The organism is Kangiella sp. TOML190, from assembly GCF_023706045.1.
Taxonomy (GTDB): domain Bacteria; phylum Pseudomonadota; class Gammaproteobacteria; order Enterobacterales; family Kangiellaceae; genus Kangiella.
In genome coordinates, this window is the sequence record NZ_BQYL01000001.1 from 1,986,877 (window position 1) to 2,005,520 (window position 18,644).

The window sequence follows — 18,644 nt, forward strand, 5'->3', positions numbered from 1 at the left end:
GTGATTGTAAGTTAGCAAAAATGAATCCCTCTGACTATTGCAAGCATTTTGATCTGATTGAATTTGTTCGAGAAAACCCTGAGCGAATCTCGCCTTTTAGTCTCGATCTGGAAAAAATTAGCATTAACTTTCGACAAGCGGGCATTATCGAATTTTTGCCAAAGCAAAGCTGCAATGTGGATATGATCTTATCTGCTGGAGTGCATGGCAACGAAACAGCACCGATTGAGATCGTCAATGATTTAGTGAAAAAAATTATGCGTGGCGAATTGGAATTAAAGGTCAATTTGTTGGTGATGATTGGCAATCCTAAAGCCATGTTAATTCAGGAGCGCTTTACCGGCTTTAATCTTAACCGTTTATTTAACGGTGAATGGAAAAACTATTTGGATAATCCCGAAGCGCAATACGAAGCTAAAAGAGCCGCTTTGTTAGAGCAAGAAGTCAAACGTTTTTATACCCAATCGCAACAAGAGGGTTTAGGCCATATTCGGATCCACTACGATCTGCACACCGCCATTAAGCCTTCGCTGCACCAGAAATTTGCGATCTACCCCTATTTGCATGAGCGTAAACACTCCGCATCACAGATTAAATTTTTACTCTCAGCGGGAGTCGATACCGTGCTGCTATACCATAAACCTAGCACCACTTTTTCTTATCATTCCAGCTTTAACTATCAGGCACATGCTTTTACATTAGAGCTTGGCAAAGTGCGTCCCTTTGGTGAAAATAATCGCGAAGATTTTGCTTTGTTTGAACAAAAACTAGAGCAACAGTTGGCGGGACAATACATTTTTGAAGCCGAACCAGATATTAGCCAAGCGCATCTGTACCAAGTTAAAAAAGAGCTGATTAAAAATTCGGAAATGGACGAGTTAGCCTTTGATTCGGCCAATACCGCCAATTTTACCCAGTTTAACCAAGACGAATTATTGCTCGACGCAGGTAAACACTCTTATCTAACCGAACAAGACGGCGAAGCCATCGTTTTTTCTAATAATAAAGTGCCTGTTGGACAAAGAATGGGATTAGTGGTTGTTAAGCAGTAAATAGCTAATAGCTCGAAAGGAGCTTCGATTATTGTAGTTCTTGGTTAACTCCATAATTGTTACTTAGGTCTAATAAATCCTTCTTTCTATTTCCGTATCCGCCATAATTTTTACGGCGAGTTCTTCTACTGAACGAGAAGTCGTATTGATAAAAGGGATATTCTCGCGACGGTAGAGGGCTTCTACTTCACGCACTTCGAGCATACATTGGGGCATGGATGAGTATTTTGAATTAGGGCGGCGTTCGTTGCGAATTTCGTGCAGGCGCATTGGATCAATGGTTAGGCCATAGATCTTTTGTTTGTTTTGGGCCAAGCCCTGATTGAGTTTAATGTTAGGAATATCTTCATCGGTAAAAGGATAATTGGCGGCGAAAATACCAAATTGCATCGCCATATAAAGCGAAGTAGGGGTTTTGCCGCAGCGCGAAGCGCCGACCAGAATAATATCGGCTTTGTCATACTGCTGCGTGGTCATGCCGTCATCATTGTTGAGCGCAAAATTAATGGCGCTCATGCGGGTGTCATAGGCTTGCAAATCATCCGTTGAGTGAGACTTACCAACGCGAAAGGAACTATCAACGCCGAGTTCTTCTTCAAGCGGATCGATATAGGTGTGGAAGAAATCAAGCAACATGGCTTTCGCATTACGAATAATTTGTCTGATTTCTGGTCGCACTATAGTTTCAAAGACAATGGGTTTGGTGCCGTCTCGTAATGCGGTTTGGTTGATTCGAGTGACAGCGTTATTTGCTTTTTCCTGATCGTCCACAAAAGGAATCGTGTGATATTCAAAATCTACATCATCTTCAAATTGTGCCATCAAGGAATGGCCAAGCATTTCGGCGGTAATACCGGTGCGATCTGAAATAAAAAAAACGCTGCGTTTCATATTTAACCAATTATTGAGTAGAATAGCGCCACTAACGGCGAAAATGTTAGTAAATTTAAGCATTTAGTAAGCAGTTGGGCAAGTTGTCATTTGATTTAGTTTTGCCGTTAACGCTGAAGTTTTTCAGTATCGTTAAAACATAACTTAAAGCATGACTTCAATTGCTGGGCTTAACTAATTGATGAATAGCTAATCAGGAGAGAAATTTTGGAAACTACACCACAAGAACAACCGAAAGCCCCCACTTTTATTAATAGCCATTCCAACGAGTACGTCATTTGGTATGAAGAGCTTGGTATGAACGATGTTGAACGAGTCGGCGGTAAGAATGCTTCGCTGGGCGAGATGATCAGTAATTTAAGTAACGTTGGCGTTAGCGTTCCTGGCGGCTTTGCCACGACCGCCGATGCGTTCCGCTCTTTTTTAGAGCAATCGGGTTTAAACACAAAAATTAATGATGAGTTAAAAGAGTTAGACGTTGATGACGTTGAAAAGCTAATGGAAGCGGGCGCTAAAATCCGTAGCTGGGTCATGGATACGCCATTTTTACCCGAAATGGAGCAAGCGATCCGCCAAGCCTATGCGCGGCTAAAAGCTGATGCCAATGAAGAGTTTGCGGTTGCCGTTCGCTCATCTGCCACCGCAGAAGATTTGCCGGATGCATCTTTTGCTGGCCAGCAGGAAACTTTCCTGAATGTTCGCGGCATCGATAACGTCATGAAAGCGCTCAAAGAAGTGTTTGCTTCTTTATTTAACGATAGAGCCATTGCTTATCGGGTACACCAAGGTTTCGAACATTCTTTGGTAGCGCTATCTGCCGGTGTGCAAAAAATGGTGCGCTCGGATATCGCCGCGTCCGGCGTCATGTTCACCATGGATACCGAGTCAGGTTTTAATGATGTGGTCTTTATTACTGGCGCTTACGGTTTGGGCGAAACGGTAGTGCAAGGCGCGGTCAATCCTGATGAGTTTTATGTACATAAACCAACCCTAGAGCAAGGTCGTCAAGCGATTGTGCGCAAAACTTTGGGCGGCAAAGCGATCAAAATGGTATACACCGATGAAACCGATCACGATAAAAGTATCGAAACGGTTAAGGTCGATCCTAAAGAGCGCATGAACTTTTGTATTTCCAATGCCGAAATACAAGAGTTGGCGAAACAAGCCTTAATTATCGAAAAGCATTACAAGCGCCCGATGGATATTGAGTGGGCTAAAGATGGCGCTGACGGCAAGATTTATATTGTGCAAGCACGCCCAGAAACGGTGCAAAGTCGTGCAGATAAAAACGTGATTGAGCGATACCAATTACAGGGTAAATCTGAAGTGATTGCCACCGGCCGCGCTATTGGTCAGCGCATCGGTAAGGGTAAAGCGAAAGTCATTAGCTCGATCGATGAAATGGCTTCGGTTAAGCCTGGCGATGTGTTAGTCACTGACATGACCGATCCTGACTGGGAGCCGATAATGAAGCGAGCGGCAGCGATTGTGACCAATCGTGGTGGCCGTACTTGCCATGCAGCGATTATCGCTCGTGAGCTGGGTATTCCTGCAGTGGTTGGCTGCGGTAATGCGACCGATTTAATTGCTAACGATGTGGAAGTGACGGTTTCTTGCGCCGAGGGTGAAACGGGCAATATTTATAAAGGCCTTTTGGATTTCGAGATCAGCAAAGATTCAGTTTCTGATATGCCGAAATTACCGTTTAAAATCATGATGAACGTGGGTAATCCTGATCGTGCCTTTGATTTTGCGCGTTTGCCGCATGCCGGTGTGGGTTTGGCACGTTTAGAGTTTATTATTAATCGCATGATTGGGGTACATCCCAAAGCCTTATTGGATTACAACAATCTTGAAGATGAATCGCTCAAGAAAACCATTGCTATGCAAATGGCCGGTTATGCCAATCCAAAAGAATTTTATATCAGCAAATTGGTGGAAGGCATTTCAACCATTGCTTGCTCGTTCGCGCCAGAGAAAGTCATTGTGCGGATGTCTGATTTCAAGTCGAATGAATATGCCAATCTGATTGGCGGACATCTATACGAGCCAAACGAAGAAAACCCGATGATCGGTTTCCGCGGAGCTTCGCGCTATATCTCGAAAGAATTCCGCGAATGCTTTGAAATGGAATGTGAAGCTATTAAACGAGTGCGCAACAAAATGGGCCTGACCAATGTGGAGGTGATGATTCCTTTTGTACGCACTTTGCAAGAAGCGAAAAAAGTTACAGAACTGCTCGAGCGGAATGGCTTAAAACGTGGGGACAATGGTTTGCGCGTGATCATGATGTGCGAACTGCCGTCCAACGCTATTTTAGCAGATGCCTTCTTGAAGTATTTTGATGGCTTCTCGGTGGGCTCGAATGACTTAACCCAATTATCATTAGGTCTTGATCGCGACTCAGGCATTATTTCGCACTTGTTTGACGAGCGGGATCCGACCGTAAAAGTGCTTTTAGCCAATGCCATTAAGGCCTGTAAAAAAGCCGGCAAATACATCGGTATTTGTGGTCAGGGACCTTCTGATCATCCTGATTTTGCTAAATGGTTGATGGAGCAGGGGATCGATAGCGTCTCGCTAAATCCTGATACGGTGTTGGAAACTTGGTTATTTCTTGGCAAGAAATGATAGAAAGCGGGCAAAAAATAATTAAAAGCGAGTAAAAAGTAGACAAAAGTCACTAAAGTTAGCTTAAAATTTGGCTAAAAATAGAGAAAAGTCACTAATTTTACAATTTAGGGTTTAAAGCCTTTAGAGTGTGATGCATACTCTAAGGGCTTTTTTTATGAGGAGGATAAGATAATGAAAAAACTAGCAATAGCCTTATTGGCAACAACTTTGGTAGCTGCTTGTAGCGAAGATAAAAAAGAAGCTGCAGCCAAAGAAACTAAAGAAGCGGTTGAAGCGGTAAAAGACGCCACTAAAGACGCTATGGATAATACGGTAGAAGGTGCTAAGCAAATGGCCTCGGATGCTGCGGATGCGACTAGCGATGCTTATGATGCGAGTAAAGAAGCGGTTTCAGACGCTGCCGACGCTACTGCGGATATGGCTTCTGACGCGGCTGATAGCGCGAAAGCAATGGCTTCGGATGCGGTTGATGCTACTAAAAAGGCAGCGAGTGATGTTGCTGATTCAGCATCTGCAAAAGCTAATGAGATGATGGATAAAGCCAAGGGTGAAGCAAAAGATGCTGAAGCTTTAGCAAAAAAGGCTGAGGACAAAGCCAAAAGCGCAGAAGATTTGGCTAAGAAAGCTAAAGAAGAAGCCGAAGATATTAGTGAAGAAGTTACTGAAGAAGATGATGGTGGCCAATAAGCCCCTAGGTAACAATTGTTAATTGTGTTAGAAAAGCCGTATCCTAGGATGCGGCTTTTTTTAACTATTGATTATGCACAATCTTGATATTCAAACCGTTAGTGTGGATAAAGTTTACCCATTGAGAAGTAAGGTACTTCGTCCTAATTTGCCCATCGAGTCTTGTTATTACCCCGAAGATAACCATCAAGGGGCTTTTCATTTAGCCGCTTATCTTGAACAGGAACTTGTAGGAATAGCATCTTTTTATCCAGAAAAACATCAAACTTTATCTGCTGAAAATCAACATCGTTTGCGCGGTATGGCTGTCGAGCCAGAATTTCAAGCTCAGGGTGTTGGGCAAAAACTGTTAGCGAGTAGCTTTGATATTTGTCAGCAAGCTGGCTCTGATCTATTATGGTGTAATGCTCGGGTCAAGGCCGTGAAATTCTATAAAAAGCAAGGATTTCAACAGTTTGGTAATGCTTTTGATATTGCCGGAATTGGCGAGCACTTTATAATGTATAAAAGATTAACGTAAAAAATTAACGGCTATAAAATTATAACTAACCATCGAATACAGGCCGTTTCGATACAACCTTATATAAGAGATCAAAATTATGAGTCAAGAAGTTCCCTTAGAGTCAACCTTATCGGCATTTTACCGTTGGGAGCAACAAAGGGCGGATGAGGTTTTTCTGCGCCAACCTTTTGATAACGATTGGAAAGAATACAATTGGTCCGAAGTTGGGCAGCAGGTCAGGAAAATGGCGACCCATCTAAAGCAAAGCCTGCCAGAAAACTCTAAGGTTGCTATCTTGTCGCTAAATTGTGCGCATTGGTTTATGGCTGATTTGGCTATCATGATGGCAGGGCATATCTCGGTGCCGATTTATCCAACTGCGGGCAAGGATACAATTGCCACCATTCTTGAGCATAGCGAAGCGGAATTGTTGTTTGTGGGCAAGCTTTGGGACTGGCCTGCGAAACAAGAAGCTATCGATGACTCACTTAAGAAAATTGGCTTTTTCCATCAATACGAAGAATTTGCTAGCTGGGATCAAGTGGTTGCGCAAAGCGAGCCCATGAGTGAAAGCCCCGTCCCTGACTTATCTGAAATTGCTAGCATTATCTACACATCGGGCACAACCGGTATGCCCAAAGGGGTTATGATCGATTATATGGCTTTTGCCAACGGCGCTAAGGCGGCAATTGAATATGTGGATATGCAAAAAGAGCACTTCTTTTCTTACTTACCTTTGGCTCATTGTGCCGAACGCGAGCTGGTCGAAATTATTAGTATCCACAGCGGTAGCGTGGTTTCTTTTACAGAGTCATTAGATACCTTCCAACAAAATATACTCGACGTAAAGCCGACCATTTTCTTAGGTGTGCCAAGGATCTGGCTGAAGTTTCAGCAAGGTATTGAGGCGAAGGTGGGCAAAGTTAAACTTGCGATTTTGCTGAAAATACCCCTTATCGGAAAGTTACTCAAGAAAAAGATTATCGCTGGACTTGGACTGGATAAGGTGAAAGTTGCTCTGTCGGGAGCGGCCGCTTTGCCTGCCGGAACCTTGGCTTTTTTTGAAAAGTTGGGTCTTAATATCTGTGAAGCCTATGGTCTTACCGAGTCAATGGCTTTTGGTACGGCGAATATTCCACAGGCGCGAGCCGCGGGCTCGGTCGGTTTGGCAATCAAGTCGGGCGAAGTCAAAATCGCCGAAGCCTCCGGCGAAGTCTTGTTGAAAAGCCCTTGTATTATGCAAGGCTATTACAAAGAGCCGCTAAAAACTGAAAAAGTTCTAACCGAAGAGGGTTATCTAAAAACTGGCGACTTAGGTACTTTTGATGAGCAAGGCTTTTTGAACATCACTGGCCGTGTTAAGGATATATTCAAGACCTCTAAAGGAAAATACGTTTCGCCCATTCCGATAGAAGCAAAGTTAGAGCCAGAGTTAGGGGTTGATAATTTATGCGTCATTGGCGATGGTTTGCCATCACCTGTGGCGGTTGCTTCGGTTTATGGAAAAACCCTTAACGACCAAACGGCTTATGTTAAAGAAGCCGAGGTATTGCTGCAAAAAATTAACGGTTGTCTCGAAAAACACGAAAAGCTGTCGCACATTTTATTGGTAGGCGATGAATGGTCACCGGATAATGGGCTGATAACGCCCACGCTAAAAATCCGCCGTCCTCAGCTCGAAGAGCGATATAAGGACTTGATCGAGAAACACCGCAAATCACCGCAAAAAGTGATTTGGGTAAGCTAATGGTTAAGCTAGCAGGTTAAATAATGGGGATTTTAAGCTGGGTTTTAGTGGGTTTGTTAGCAGGCTTTCTTGCCAAATGGATTATTCCAAGCAAACGCCACAAAGGTGTGATTCGAACCCTAATATTGGGCGTAATTGGCGGCCTGTTAGGTGGTTTTGTCGGTAAATGGCTGGGTTTTGGCGGTGATATGACCGGTTTCGATGCTAATTCAGTGGTTACCGCCACTTTCGGGGCTTTGTTTATTTTAATTTTACAGCGGTTGTTTGCAGAAAAGTAACGCTGATTGTTTGCAGAAAATAAGGTTTTTCAGGGATGTGAGTTCAGATAGGGTTCAGTTAATTTCGGCTAGACTGGCTTCATAGTGAAAATTTTCGGATAAACCGAATGGAGCAAGCTATGAAAACTATGACTAAAACCGTTGCGAAAAAACGCACTACAACTCATCTGACTGCCGCTAGCTTAGCTATTGCATTGGCTTTTAGCGGTGGCTTGCTAGCTGATGACAAAAAATCCAAGCATTATTATGATGGCTATGGTGACCGTAATTTTAATGGTCAATATCAAGAACGCTATAGCAACTACAGTGACTATCAGGAATCTTACCGCGATCGTCACCAGCCAATTTATAGTCGTATAAAACGCGCTAAAGTGCTAGCGGTTGATCCGGTTTATCAAAGCGTGCGTTCGCAGCCGCGTCGCCACCAAGAATGTTGGAGCGAAACACGTCGTGGTTCGCGCTCTGATCGTGCCGCAGGGTCCTTGTTAGGTGCTGTGGTGGGCGGTGTTATTGGCTACAAAGTGGGTGGCAACCATCGTCATAATAAACGCTCCGGTGCAGCCGTTGGTGCGGTGGTAGGTTCGGTTATCGGTTCGGAAGCGGCAAAGAATAAACAGCGTCGAGAGCGTCATTGTGAAACGGTTTATTCTGGCGGCTATGATCGTCAGGAGTTAATTGGCTATAATGTCACCTATAAATACAAAGGTGAGCGCTATACCACCTTTAGTGATTACGATCCGGGGCGCTATATCGATATTCGGGTAACCGCTGAGCCGGTTCGCCGTTAAAATCGGAACAAAGCAGAGTTTTAGTAAAAATCATTCAATTTAGGTAAGCAATGAAAAAAGTAATTGGTTTGTTAATGATGGTGTTGTTGGGCATGAGTCTGAGCATAAGTTCACTTTCGCTGGAAGCTGCCAGCAAAAGAGAGCCACGCAAAGATGATGACCGCCAGCAGTGCCGCCTGATTAGCAAATCGAGCGCTATGCGCGCGGTGGCAGCTAGAATTGACGGTAAAGTTATTTCTGCTTTTTTAACCCGTAGTCGCCCGCCTGTGTATCGGGTAAAAACCTTATCCAAATCAGGACGAGTACGAAGCGTTAGTGTTAATGCTTGTAATGGTCAAGTCTATGGCTAATGATTCATGCGAAAACTACCAAAACTTACGACAAGAGTTGCACCATAAGTGATTAATAATAGGGGATTGGAATGAAGTTATTGCTGGTTGAAGACGATCAAGAATTGCGCGATCAATTGGTTGAGGCTTTAAAAAAGCAAAATTACGCGGTAGAAGCTGCTCCTGATGGCGAAGAAGCCTTGTACTTTGCGCGTGAATTTGAGTTTGATTTGGGCATTTTTGATCTTGGTTTACCTGGTATTTCAGGAATTGAAGCTATCCAAACCTTACGCAAAGAGAATGTTAACTTTCCGATCTTGATTCTAACGGCTCGTGGTCATTGGCAGGATAAGGTTGATGGTTTGGCCGCTGGCGCCGATGATTATTTAACTAAACCCTTTCAAAACGAAGAACTGTTTGCGCGAGTGAACGCTTTATTGCGCCGCTCTTCTGGTTATGCCAGTCCTGAAATTGTCAAAGGCCCAATCGTGCTTAATAGTATGAAGCAGGAAGTGCGGGTCAATGATCAGGTAATGGATTTGACCGCTTACGAATATATGGTTTTAGAATATTTAATGCTGAATCCGGATAAGGTAGTTTCTAAAACCGAACTGACTGAACATCTTTATGCGCAAGATTATGACCGCGATTCCAACGTATTAGAAGTATTCGTTGGACGCTTGCGCAAGAAAATTGATCCCGATGGTGAAATCAAGCCCATCGAAACCCTGCGCGGTCGTGGTTACCGTTTGCGCTCGGATCTTTAGTTAGGCGCTAATTTCTTTTGATTAAGTCTTATTCACTTCAAAAACGGCTCTTATTAAACACCAGTTTAGTGCTGGTGTTTTTTATGGTGGCCATGAGTGTGGTCTTGTTAAATGCTTATAAATCTGGAATACAACAAGCCACTTTTGAGCGGTTAACGGCGCAGTTTTATGGGCTTTTATCAGCAGCTGATTTGCATGAAAAAGACCAACTGTTTATCCCAGAAGAACCGCAAGTAGATCAACGTTTTAATCAATACGCCAGCGGTTTATCAGCCTTGGTATTTGACGAAACGGAAACTTTAGTTTGGAACTCTGTGTCAGCGCAAGAAACTGAAGTTAAACTCCCGCTGAGCTTACCAGGCGAGCCGACTTTGTATGATATTGAGATTAAACAGGATCAATATTTCCAATTTCATTTTGTGACTGAATGGGAATCTGAGCAGGGCGATGTGGCACTTTATCATTTTGTTATTTTGGAAAATAAACGCGCCTTTAATCAAGTAGTGGAAGCCTATCGCAACAAGCTTTTAATGTGGCTTGGGATCCTCGCTGCTTCGCTATTACTGGTTATGTTTCTAGTTCTACGCTGGACTTTTAAGCCGATTCGAAAGATGAGCCAAGAGCTAAGCTTAGTCAAACAAGGCTTAGCCGATAAGCTTGATGAAGCTTATCCTAGAGAAATTCAACTGCTTACCGAAAGCATTAACCGCTTTATTAGCAACGAACGTGAGCAATCCAAACGCTACAAAGAAACCTTGGCGAATCTAGCGCACAGTCTAAAAACTCCTTTGGCGGTAATGCAGTCGGCTCTGCAAAATCGAGTTGGCGAAGATGAACTGATGCGGATCAGTAGCGAGCAACTGGAGCGGATGAATCAAATAGTCGGTTACCAGCTACAACGAGCAACGGCTGGGCCAAAGGTGATGGCGCAACGTATCGAAGTCGAAGCAGCTATCGAAAAGCTAGTGGCGGGCTTGCAAAAGGTTTATGCCGACAAGGGCATTAATATTACCAGCAAGCTGGAAAAAGGCTTGTCCGTAACCTTAAGCGAAGGCGATCTCTACGAAGTTTGTGGCAACTTATTGGACAATGCTTGTAAATGGGCCAAATCGCAAGTATTGATCTCTACCCAAAGCAAAGATCACAAAACATTTATTGCTATCGAAGATGATGGTCCAGGGATCCCGCAACTGGTTCAAGATGCTGTATTAAGTCGAGGCAAACGATTGGACGAAACGGTAGAAGGGCAAGGGATTGGTATGTCAGTTGTAAAAGAAATTATGGAAGCTTACAAAGCCAAAATCGAGATAAAAAAAAGCGCCACTTTAGGCGGCGCTCAAATCAATTTGGTGTTTAAAGGACTCAAGCCTTAAGCGGCTACGTTTGTCGATTCAAAAATCTTATCAGCGCTGGCCGCAACGAACCCTTGATACAGCTCGCCATTCGCCATTGGAAAGCGCTCAGCAAATTCATAGAAGCAAGAGCGAATAGGGTAGTTGCCATCTTCAAATGCCCAGTCAAGGCTATTCGCCATAGTCGAGCTTTGTTTTAAACCTACCTTTTGCGAGCCTTTTATTTCTGAGCCACTGGTATTCAGTTTAAAACCAGCAGTTTTGACGAATTGGTTAACCGACTCGATGTCTTTCAAGCTTTCTAAATGGTTAATCGAAACGGTAAAGTGGTTAGCTCTCAGACCAAACGCTGCCAACCAAGCGGCATATTCAGACTCTTCGAGCAAACGTTCATAAGCATTGCGGCTGATCTTACCCCAATGACGGTTAGGAATTTGCAGGCCTTCTTGTGAGATCTGCCAATTAGCTTGGGCAATCAAACCGCGACAGAACATCTGTAGCTCTGCGGAAAACTCTTCCAGCAATAATTCACTGACAAAAACCTTAGGTGCCATAGCATCGGATTGGTGTGCAAAGTGCTTCGCGTAGAGCTTTTTCTCTTCGAAATGGTATTCTCCAGCTTCTGCATAACCGTGCTGGGCTAGAAATTTGCCAATGTGTTTAAGGTTGATTAGTCCATCATTAAAGGTTCGCAGTGCAATATGATCATTTACAATAGGATTGCTAGATAAACTACTGAATTCATTATGAACTTTTAAAGCATCCGGGGTAATGGCAACGTAATCATCCCACAGCTTGTGGAATAGTTCGGTATATAGATTTTGCATACTCAATTTCTCTCAAACGAGACTGGTAAGAGGACAAACCAATTATCTCAAAGGCTTGTCCTATTGACTAGGCCTTTTATGACCTTAAATTGAATTAAAAGTTTTTGACGGTCTGCACAAATTGCTTAAAAACGTGTGGATTAGCAGCGAGGATACTCTTAGCGCGACTGCTAAAAGGGTTGCCTTTAACGTCGCCAACAAGACCGCCGGCTTCTTTTACGATTAGGGTACCTGCGGCGGTATCCCAATCGGATAGGCCAAACTCCCAAAAGCCATTAACACGGCCAGCAGCTACGTAAGCCAAGTCCAAAGCGGCAGAACCCGCGCGACGCATATCGCTACAAGCAGGTAACAGAGCTGAGAAGTAATTTAGGTATTCCTCGACATTGGAACTGGAGCGGAAAGGAAAGCCCGTGGCTAAAATGGACTTTTCTAACTTCTTTTCCGCTGCCACCCGAATACGGGTTTGGTTCAATTGGGCACCATCACCGTTGGATGCACTGAACATCTCATCGCGCATAGGATCGAAAATAACCGCGGCTACGGTTTTGCCTTTTTGCTTAACCGCAATGGAAATGGCGAAGTGCGGGTTACCATCGATGAAATTACGAGTACCGTCCAAGGGATCGATAACCCAGATGGTATCTTTGTCGCTGCCTTCTTTTAGGCCAGACTCTTCGGCCAGAATGGAGTGTTCGGGGTAACTTGCCTTGATGGTATCAATGATTAACCATTCTGCTTGCTGATCGACGTTAGTGACGAAGTCGTTCAGATCTTTCATCTTAGCAATGATTCGATCGCGGTCGTTAAACGCTTTAACAATATAATCACCGGCACGGTTAGCCGCGCGGATCGCAATAGTACGGTACGCATTCATAGTTAATCACCAATTATCAAAGAACGGGGCGCTACCAAATCCGGTTGCTACCAATTGCGCGCATTCTATCAAAAATTCATAACAACTTAAAAGCCTTAATTTCTCTGAACCTTTTCTGCTAGGGTTATTTGCTGCGCTTTGATATGATCGGCTTAACTTATTGATAAATAGCAATTATTAGATAAATGCTCGATCAAATTAAAATTGTCCTTTGCCATACCAGCCATCCAGGTAATATTGGCGCAGCAGCGCGCGCCATGAAAACCATGGGCTTGTACCAATTGGTTTTGGTGAACCCTAAAGATTTTCCTTGTGAAGAGGCCTTGGTGCGCTCTTCCGGCGCTTTAGATATCTTGGACAGTGCGCTCGTGGTCGAGACCGTAGAAGAAGCGATTAAAGACTGCAAATTGGTGATTGGCACTAGCTCGCGTAACCGAGCCTTACCTTGGCCTTTGATAGAGCCGCGTGAAATGGCGCAACTGATTGATACCAAGCCAGAGTCGCATCCTGTGGCGATTTTATTTGGCCGTGAAAGTGTGGGCTTGTTAAACGAAGAGCTGCAATTGTGTCATTATCATGTGAATATTCCTGCCAACCCTGACTATATGTCGTTAAATTTAGCTTCAGCGGTGCAGATTATTAGCTATGAATTGCGCTTAAAACATTTAACGCAAAATCCAATAACTGAAGCGCCACTAGAATTAAAAGATAGCGAGTTGGTTGCAACATCTGAGCAAGTGGAAGGTCTTTATCAACATTTGGAGCAAACCATGGTCAAGACTGAGTTTTTCGATCCAGAAAACCCTAAATTATTATCTGCTAGAATACGAAGACTCTTTGCTAAAAGTCAGCTTAACCAAGGCGAAGTAAATATTCTGCGTGGATTTTTGTCCTCGATAGAAAAATATATAAAACGCAAGACTAAGTAATCATTAGCGTCATTCCCGCGCTGGCGGGGATCTATTAAATATAGGAATGACTATAATTAATGTTTGAACGAATCAAAGAAGATATAAAAAGCGTTTATCACCGCGATCCATCGGCGCGTAACAACTTTGAGGTTTTGACCTTATATCCGGGCTTACACGCCATCTGGTGGTATCGGCTGACCAATAAACTTTGGCGCAATAACTGGAAATGGTTGGCGCGCGCGATTATGACCTTTGCACGCTTTTTAACCGGTATCGAAATTCACCCCGGCGCCACCATTGGTCGTCGCTTCTTTATCGATCATGGTCTTGGCGTAGTGATTGGCGAAACTGCGGAAATTGGCGACGACTGTATGCTCTATCATGGCGTCACCCTTGGCGGCACTAGCTTAGAAAAAGGTAAACGCCACCCAACCTTAAAAAATAATGTAGTGATTGGCGCGGGTGCTAAAATCCTTGGGCCAATAACGCTAAATGATAACGCCAAAGTTGGCGGCAATGCAGTGGTAGTTAAAGATGTGCCCGTTGATGCCACCGTGATCGGAATTCCTGCGCGCGAGGCTTCCGAAACCGATCCCAAAGGTAAGCACAACTACCAAGCCTTTGGCGTAACTTCCGATCAAATCGACCCATTAGTGGTTGCTTTGCAAAATATGTATGAACATTCCAATGCCCTAGAAGCGCAGCTCAAAGCTTTAAAAGCGCAGCTCAAAGAAAAGGGTATAGAAAGCGAGGACCTAGAAATCCCAGAGCTGGATTGTTCGAGTGTCCTAAATGGCGATTCGGGTAAAAATTAAATCCGAGCAGTGCATCTAAGCATAGACTTTAGCCGTCATTCCCGCGAACGACCATCACGGATGATGGAAGTTAGAATAATGCAGGAGCAATTATCGAGCGGGAATCCATATAGTGAGCAATCTTACTTATTTCGGTATTTTGTCCAAGGATTGTTCTTAGTGCTTGGACTTGCTTTTTTCCGATTAGAGCTTTTACTTTTTAAATCCTTACTGAACTCCAATGATTTCTTAGCGCTTTGTTCGCGCAAGAGTTCTGCACTTTCTAAAGTTAACTCCGCGGGTTCGCTGGGTATTTGATCCTCGGGAATAATGCGATCTCGTGGCGGCACTTGCTGATGCTTGTAAGAAGGAGAGGGCAGGTTCTTATATTGGTACAAATAAAAGCCTTCCACCTTTTCTCGCGCCCACCCGGTCTTTTTGAGAAAATTCACGCTCGAAGGAATGCTTGGATTGGATTTAAAGCAATTCAGGTTCAAATAAGCATACAAAATCTCATAGCCATAATGTTCCACTATCTCAGTCACTAGCTTTTTCAGGCTAACGCCATTAAGTGGATTGCTTTTGTAGTTTAGTTCGTTATTCAAGGACGCTACCTGAGTTTAGAGCTTACATGGTTGAGTGCGCCATTGTAACAAAGTAAAGCTGGATAGTATTGGTAATGGCGAAAAGTAACTCTCAAGATTACTAGGAGCGTATAAATCTTGACTAATTTAGTCGGAATTGAGATAATTTCACTATCGAAATCCGCTTTATTTTAGATTTTCTAACCCGAACGACTTCTAATCATGAAATTAAGTACAAAAGGCCGCTATGCGGTGACAGCGATGCTTGATTTGGCGCTTCATTCTGGAAGCGGGCCTATTAGTTTGTCTGAAATTTCGGGACGTCAGGATATTTCCTTATCTTACCTAGAACAGCTGTTTTCTAAGTTGCGTAAAGCCAATTTAGTCGATAGTATTCGCGGCCCGGGTGGCGGTTATGAATTGCAGCGCCCGAGCAATCGCATTACGATCGCAGACGTGGTTTTGGCGGTAAATGAGCCGATTGATGCCACTCGCTGTAAGGGTAAGGGTGGCTGTCAAGATGGTGAGCATTGTTTGTCGCATCAGTTATGGGCGGAATTATCCGACCAAATTTATCAGTTTTTAAGCGGTATTAGTTTAGAGCAGGTGGTTGAGCGCCGTTTTGTTAAGAAAGTGGCTGGTCGCCAAGACGCTGCAAATGAGACTATTTCTACAGGCAAGATCGGTGAAGATGAACTGATCTTCCTTAGTTGATATCGAAGCTGTGATCCTGATGCCCCTAAAGGAGTTCCCTTAGGTCAAAAATCAGGATCTCGTATCGGCTATCTAAGGTGTTGATACGTGATTGCCGCGGACTTAAAGAGCAACTCCTCGCAATGACGGATGATTTGAAAGTTTTAGTGTATTTGTAAATTGTATTTGAATTTAAGTGAAGAGAAGAAAATGAAGTTACCCATCTATTTTGATTATGCTGCGACTACGCCAGTTGATCCGCGCGTGGTAGAGAAGATGATTCAGTACATGGGCGTTGAGGGGATTTATGGTAATCCTGCTTCGCGTTCACATAAATTTGGCTGGGCGGCTGAAGAAGCTGTGGACGAAGCGCGTGCTAATGTCGCCGAGCTTATTCATGCCGATCCGCGTGAAATTGTTTGGACTTCTGGTGCAACCGAGTCTGATAATCTTGCGATTAAGGGCGTTGCCCATTTTTACCAAAAGAAAGGTAAGCACATCATTACCGTTAAAACTGAGCATAAAGCAGTTTTAGATACGGCGCGTCAGCTTGAGCGTGAAGGTTATGACGTGACTTATATGGACGTGCAAGAAGATGGCCTATTGAATTTGGCTGCGTTAGAAGCCGCCATGCGCGAGGATACGGTTTTAGTGAGCGTGATGCACGTCAACAATGAAACTGGCGTGGTTCAGGATATTGATGCGATTGGTGAAATGTGCCGTGCGCGTAAAATTATGTTCCACGTTGATGCTGCGCAATCGGTGGGTAAAATGCCGATTGATGTGACTAAGACTAAAGTCGATTTAATGTCGATTTCGGGTCACAAAATGTATGGTCCAAAGGGTATTGGCGCTTTATACGTTCGTCGTAAGCCGCGCGTGCGGATCGAAGCGCAAATGCACGGCGGCGGGCATGAGCGTGGTATGCGTTCAGGTACTTTAGCTACTCACCAAATCGTGGGTATGGGCGAAGCGGCGCGTATTGCAGCAGAAGATATGGCGACGGATAATGAGCGTATTATTAAATTACGCGAGCGTTTATGGGATGGCGTTAAAGGGATGGAAGAAGTCTATCTGAATGGTCATGAAACCCAGCGCGTTGCTGGTATTTTAAACGTCAGCTTTAACTTTGTTGAAGGTGAATCATTGATTATGGCGCTTAAAGATTTGGCGGTTTCTTCTGGTTCGGCTTGTACTTCGGCCAGTTTGGAACCATCTTATGTTTTAAGAGCTTTAGGTCGAGACGACGAATTGGCGCACAGTTCGATCCGTTTCACCATTGGACGTTTTACCACCGAAGAAGAAGTGGATTACGCCTTAGCACAAATTAACGACGGCATTGGCCGTTTGCGTGAGTTGTCGCCACTTTGGGATATGTACAAAGAAGGCATCGACTTGTCACAGGTTGAGTGGACAGCTCATTAATCGGTTCTTGTGAAAGAACAGGAGAAATAGTATGGCTTATAGTGAAAAAGTAATTGACCATTATGAAAACCCGCGCAACGTTGGTTCGTTTGAAAAAGACGAAGAGGGCGTTGGCACCGGTATGGTTGGCGCACCAGCTTGTGGTGACGTGATGAAACTGCAAATCAAAGTTAGCGAAGACGGTATTATCGAAGATGCCAAATTTAAAACTTATGGCTGTGGTTCGGCGATTGCTTCTAGCTCGTTAATTACTGAATGGGTAAAAGGCAAGAGCATCGACGAAGCTCAAGAAATTAAAAATACCGATATTGCGGAAGAGTTAGCATTGCCTCCAGTGAAAATCCACTGCTCGGTGTTGGCCGAAGATGCGATTAAAGCTGCAGTAACGGACTACAAAACCAAACAGGCTAAATAAAGGTTAGCGTTCATGGCAATTACCTTATCAGAAGCCGCCGCTGAGCGGGTTAAAAGCTTTTTGGCCAATCGCGGCAAAGGGCTTGGCTTGCGTCTGGGTGTAACCACCACAGGTTGTTCAGGTTTGGCCTACGTTCTCGAGTTCGTCGATGAGATGAACGAGGACGATGAAATGTTTGAAGATAAAGGTATCAAAATTATTGTTGATGCCAAGAGCAAGGTGTATTTGGAAGGTACTCACCTAGAGTTTAAGAAAGAAGGTTTGAATGAAGGCTTCGAATTTACTAACCCTAACGTAAAGGGTGAGTGCGGTTGCGGCGAGTCCTTTACCGTCTGATTGTTAAAATGCTCGATAGCTTCGTTAAAGTTCAAAATAAAATACTCAGGTATTATTTATACATTCCGTTTTTCTTTTTGAACTCCGCCTCGCTCTCAAACATTTTATCTAATCATGCGAAGCGCTATTAAATAAAGCTATTCCCGTGTAAACGTGGATCTAAATTGAGAAGACAATTGAAAAATCCATTTGAGTTATTCGGCCTTGAGCCGAATTTTTTATTAAATGAGCGAGAGCTTTCGCAGAAGCTACGCTCCATGTTGCAGGCGGTGCATCCGGATCGGTTTGCCTCAGCTGGTGATCAGGAGCAATTGGCAGCTATGCAAAAAACGACTCAAATAAACGATGCTTATGGGATTTTGAAAAGTCCTGTGCGTCGCGCTCAAGCGCTGTTAAAACTGAAAACGGGGATGGACGGAGCTGCTGAGATTACGGTTAAGGATCCTATGTTTCTAATGCAACAGCTAGAGCTGCGAGAAGAGCTAGAAAAGCTATCGGATGACAAAGATATGAATGGACTTTTGGACTTTTCTGAGCAGATAGAAGCGATGCAGTCTGAGCAAATTACGGCGATAGATAGTTTGTTTAACCAAGACGCGCTCGATTCTGATAAAATTTTGGCAGAAATTCATAAGCTTCAATTTTTGCGTAAGACTTTAATGGATACTGAAGCGGCAGAAGACAAGCTTTTAGATTAGTGCTTAATTAATTCGCAGGGCAAAGCTCACAGGATAAAGAGTTCTAAAGAGAAGAAT

Annotated in this window: 21 protein-coding genes; 17 read left to right on the forward strand and 4 right to left on the reverse strand. The window is 43.9% G+C overall.

Annotated elements, in window-relative coordinates; genetic code table 11:
- The first annotated feature begins 20 nt into the window (after positions 1-20).
- Positions 21-1,052 carry a succinylglutamate desuccinylase gene (locus NFS34_RS09485; RefSeq protein ID WP_251359800.1) on the forward strand — a complete coding sequence of 344 codons (1,032 nt, stop codon included), beginning with the start codon at positions 21-23 and terminating at the stop codon, positions 1,050-1,052.
- 69 nt (positions 1,053-1,121) lie between these two features.
- Here the strand turns inward: NFS34_RS09485 and NFS34_RS09490 are convergent, their stop codons facing one another.
- Positions 1,122-1,943: a pyruvate, water dikinase regulatory protein gene (locus NFS34_RS09490; protein WP_251359801.1), complete on the reverse strand. Its 822-nt coding sequence runs from the start codon at positions 1,941-1,943 to the stop codon at positions 1,122-1,124.
- 297 nt (positions 1,944-2,240) lie between these two features.
- On the opposite strand from NFS34_RS09490, the gene ppsA reads away from it, so the two are divergent.
- The 9 genes from ppsA to NFS34_RS09535 all read left to right on the forward strand — a co-directional run bounded on the left by ppsA (position 2,241) and on the right by NFS34_RS09535 (position 11,048).
- Positions 2,241-4,574 (forward strand): phosphoenolpyruvate synthase, encoded by a 2,334-nt coding sequence (ppsA, locus tag NFS34_RS09495; protein ID WP_376707981.1) that lies wholly within the window; start codon positions 2,241-2,243, stop codon positions 4,572-4,574.
- 174 nt (positions 4,575-4,748) lie between these two features.
- A complete protein-coding gene (locus NFS34_RS09500; protein WP_251359803.1) occupies positions 4,749-5,264 on the forward strand; it encodes a hypothetical protein in 516 nt (171 codons plus the stop codon).
- Between the two features lie 73 nt (positions 5,265-5,337).
- Positions 5,338-5,784, forward strand: coding sequence for a GNAT family N-acetyltransferase (locus tag NFS34_RS09505; protein WP_251359804.1), 447 nt, complete (start codon positions 5,338-5,340; stop codon positions 5,782-5,784).
- Positions 5,785-5,863: 79 nt separating this feature from the next.
- A complete protein-coding gene (locus NFS34_RS09510) occupies positions 5,864-7,513 on the forward strand; it encodes an AMP-binding protein (RefSeq protein WP_251359805.1) in 1,650 nt (549 codons plus the stop codon).
- Between the two features lie 23 nt (positions 7,514-7,536).
- Positions 7,537-7,791, forward strand: a complete 255-nt coding sequence (locus NFS34_RS09515) for a GlsB/YeaQ/YmgE family stress response membrane protein (protein ID WP_251359806.1) — start codon at positions 7,537-7,539, stop codon at positions 7,789-7,791.
- A 119-nt stretch (positions 7,792-7,910) separates the two neighbouring features.
- A complete protein-coding gene (locus NFS34_RS09520) occupies positions 7,911-8,579 on the forward strand; it encodes a glycine zipper 2TM domain-containing protein (protein ID WP_251359807.1) in 669 nt (222 codons plus the stop codon).
- Positions 8,580-8,629: 50 nt separating this feature from the next.
- Complete coding sequence (locus NFS34_RS09525) at positions 8,630-8,929, forward strand: PepSY domain-containing protein (protein ID WP_251359808.1); 300 nt, start codon at positions 8,630-8,632, stop codon at positions 8,927-8,929.
- 71 nt (positions 8,930-9,000) lie between these two features.
- On the forward strand, positions 9,001-9,675 hold the full coding sequence (locus NFS34_RS09530; protein WP_251359809.1) for a response regulator transcription factor: 675 nt from the start codon (positions 9,001-9,003) through the stop codon (positions 9,673-9,675).
- Positions 9,676-9,692: 17 nt separating this feature from the next.
- Positions 9,693-11,048: an ATP-binding protein gene (locus NFS34_RS09535; RefSeq protein ID WP_251359810.1), complete on the forward strand. Its 1,356-nt coding sequence runs from the start codon at positions 9,693-9,695 to the stop codon at positions 11,046-11,048.
- Here NFS34_RS09535 and NFS34_RS09540 read toward each other — a convergent pair.
- A complete protein-coding gene (locus NFS34_RS09540; RefSeq protein ID WP_251359811.1) occupies positions 11,045-11,854 on the reverse strand; it encodes a DUF1338 domain-containing protein in 810 nt (269 codons plus the stop codon). The two genes, NFS34_RS09535 and NFS34_RS09540, sit on opposite strands and share 4 nt — an antisense overlap.
- A 94-nt stretch (positions 11,855-11,948) precedes the next feature.
- On the reverse strand, positions 11,949-12,731 hold the full coding sequence (locus tag NFS34_RS09545) for an inositol monophosphatase family protein (RefSeq protein ID WP_251359812.1): 783 nt from the start codon (positions 12,729-12,731) through the stop codon (positions 11,949-11,951).
- Positions 12,732-12,916: 185 nt separating this feature from the next.
- On the opposite strand from NFS34_RS09545, the gene NFS34_RS09550 reads away from it, so the two are divergent.
- Together NFS34_RS09550 and cysE are read left to right on the forward strand one after the other, a co-directional pair.
- Complete coding sequence (locus NFS34_RS09550) at positions 12,917-13,660, forward strand: RNA methyltransferase (RefSeq protein ID WP_251359813.1); 744 nt, start codon at positions 12,917-12,919, stop codon at positions 13,658-13,660.
- A 59-nt stretch (positions 13,661-13,719) separates the two neighbouring features.
- Positions 13,720-14,457 (forward strand): serine O-acetyltransferase, encoded by a 738-nt coding sequence (cysE, locus tag NFS34_RS09555; protein WP_251359814.1) that lies wholly within the window; start codon positions 13,720-13,722, stop codon positions 14,455-14,457.
- A gap of 122 nt (positions 14,458-14,579) precedes the next feature.
- Here cysE and NFS34_RS09560 read toward each other — a convergent pair whose 3' ends face one another.
- Positions 14,580-15,041, reverse strand: coding sequence for a VF530 family DNA-binding protein (locus NFS34_RS09560; protein ID WP_251359815.1), 462 nt, complete (start codon positions 15,039-15,041; stop codon positions 14,580-14,582).
- A gap of 201 nt (positions 15,042-15,242) precedes the next feature.
- On the opposite strand from NFS34_RS09560, the gene NFS34_RS09565 reads away from it, so the two are divergent.
- From NFS34_RS09565 to hscB, 5 genes are all read left to right on the forward strand, one after another.
- A complete protein-coding gene (locus NFS34_RS09565; protein ID WP_251359816.1) occupies positions 15,243-15,734 on the forward strand; it encodes a Fe-S cluster assembly transcription factor in 492 nt (163 codons plus the stop codon).
- Positions 15,735-15,923: 189 nt separating this feature from the next.
- Positions 15,924-17,138: an IscS subfamily cysteine desulfurase gene (locus NFS34_RS09570; protein ID WP_251359817.1), complete on the forward strand. Its 1,215-nt coding sequence runs from the start codon at positions 15,924-15,926 to the stop codon at positions 17,136-17,138.
- Between the two features lie 31 nt (positions 17,139-17,169).
- Positions 17,170-17,553 carry a Fe-S cluster assembly scaffold IscU gene (iscU, locus tag NFS34_RS09575; protein WP_251359818.1) on the forward strand — a complete coding sequence of 128 codons (384 nt, stop codon included), beginning with the start codon at positions 17,170-17,172 and terminating at the stop codon, positions 17,551-17,553.
- A gap of 12 nt (positions 17,554-17,565) precedes the next feature.
- Entirely contained in the window at positions 17,566-17,889 is a 324-nt protein-coding gene (gene iscA / locus NFS34_RS09580; RefSeq protein WP_251359819.1) for an iron-sulfur cluster assembly protein IscA, read from the forward strand.
- 176 nt (positions 17,890-18,065) lie between these two features.
- Entirely contained in the window at positions 18,066-18,587 is a 522-nt protein-coding gene (gene hscB / locus NFS34_RS09585) for a Fe-S protein assembly co-chaperone HscB (RefSeq protein WP_251359820.1), read from the forward strand.
- Positions 18,588-18,644 lie beyond the last annotated feature (57 nt).

Excerpts from the sequence above, each read along its gene's own strand:
- NFS34_RS09520 (WP_251359807.1), top strand. The coding sequence starts at position 7,911 with ATGAAAACTATGACTAAAACCGTTGCGAAAAAACGCACTACAACTCAT.
- NFS34_RS09540 (WP_251359811.1), bottom strand. The coding sequence starts at position 11,854 with ATGCAAAATCTATATACCGAACTATTCCACAAGCTGTGGGATGATTAC.
- ppsA (WP_376707981.1), top strand. The coding sequence starts at position 2,241 with ATGAACGATGTTGAACGAGTCGGCGGTAAGAATGCTTCGCTGGGCGAG.
- NFS34_RS09490 (WP_251359801.1), bottom strand. The coding sequence starts at position 1,943 with ATGAAACGCAGCGTTTTTTTTATTTCAGATCGCACCGGTATTACCGCC.
- NFS34_RS09550 (WP_251359813.1), top strand. The coding sequence starts at position 12,917 with ATGCTCGATCAAATTAAAATTGTCCTTTGCCATACCAGCCATCCAGGT.
- NFS34_RS09515 (WP_251359806.1), top strand. The coding sequence starts at position 7,537 with ATGGGGATTTTAAGCTGGGTTTTAGTGGGTTTGTTAGCAGGCTTTCTT.
- NFS34_RS09485 (WP_251359800.1), top strand. The coding sequence starts at position 21 with ATGAATCCCTCTGACTATTGCAAGCATTTTGATCTGATTGAATTTGTT.
- NFS34_RS09565 (WP_251359816.1), top strand. The coding sequence starts at position 15,243 with ATGAAATTAAGTACAAAAGGCCGCTATGCGGTGACAGCGATGCTTGAT.
- NFS34_RS09500 (WP_251359803.1), top strand. The coding sequence starts at position 4,749 with ATGAAAAAACTAGCAATAGCCTTATTGGCAACAACTTTGGTAGCTGCT.
- NFS34_RS09525 (WP_251359808.1), top strand. The coding sequence starts at position 8,630 with ATGAAAAAAGTAATTGGTTTGTTAATGATGGTGTTGTTGGGCATGAGT.
- NFS34_RS09545 (WP_251359812.1), bottom strand. The coding sequence starts at position 12,731 with ATGAATGCGTACCGTACTATTGCGATCCGCGCGGCTAACCGTGCCGGT.
- iscU (WP_251359818.1), top strand. The coding sequence starts at position 17,170 with ATGGCTTATAGTGAAAAAGTAATTGACCATTATGAAAACCCGCGCAAC.
- NFS34_RS09530 (WP_251359809.1), top strand. The coding sequence starts at position 9,001 with ATGAAGTTATTGCTGGTTGAAGACGATCAAGAATTGCGCGATCAATTG.
- NFS34_RS09510 (WP_251359805.1), top strand. The coding sequence starts at position 5,864 with ATGAGTCAAGAAGTTCCCTTAGAGTCAACCTTATCGGCATTTTACCGT.
- NFS34_RS09570 (WP_251359817.1), top strand. The coding sequence starts at position 15,924 with ATGAAGTTACCCATCTATTTTGATTATGCTGCGACTACGCCAGTTGAT.
- NFS34_RS09505 (WP_251359804.1), top strand. The coding sequence starts at position 5,338 with ATGCACAATCTTGATATTCAAACCGTTAGTGTGGATAAAGTTTACCCA.
- iscA (WP_251359819.1), top strand. The coding sequence starts at position 17,566 with ATGGCAATTACCTTATCAGAAGCCGCCGCTGAGCGGGTTAAAAGCTTT.
- cysE (WP_251359814.1), top strand. The coding sequence starts at position 13,720 with ATGTTTGAACGAATCAAAGAAGATATAAAAAGCGTTTATCACCGCGAT.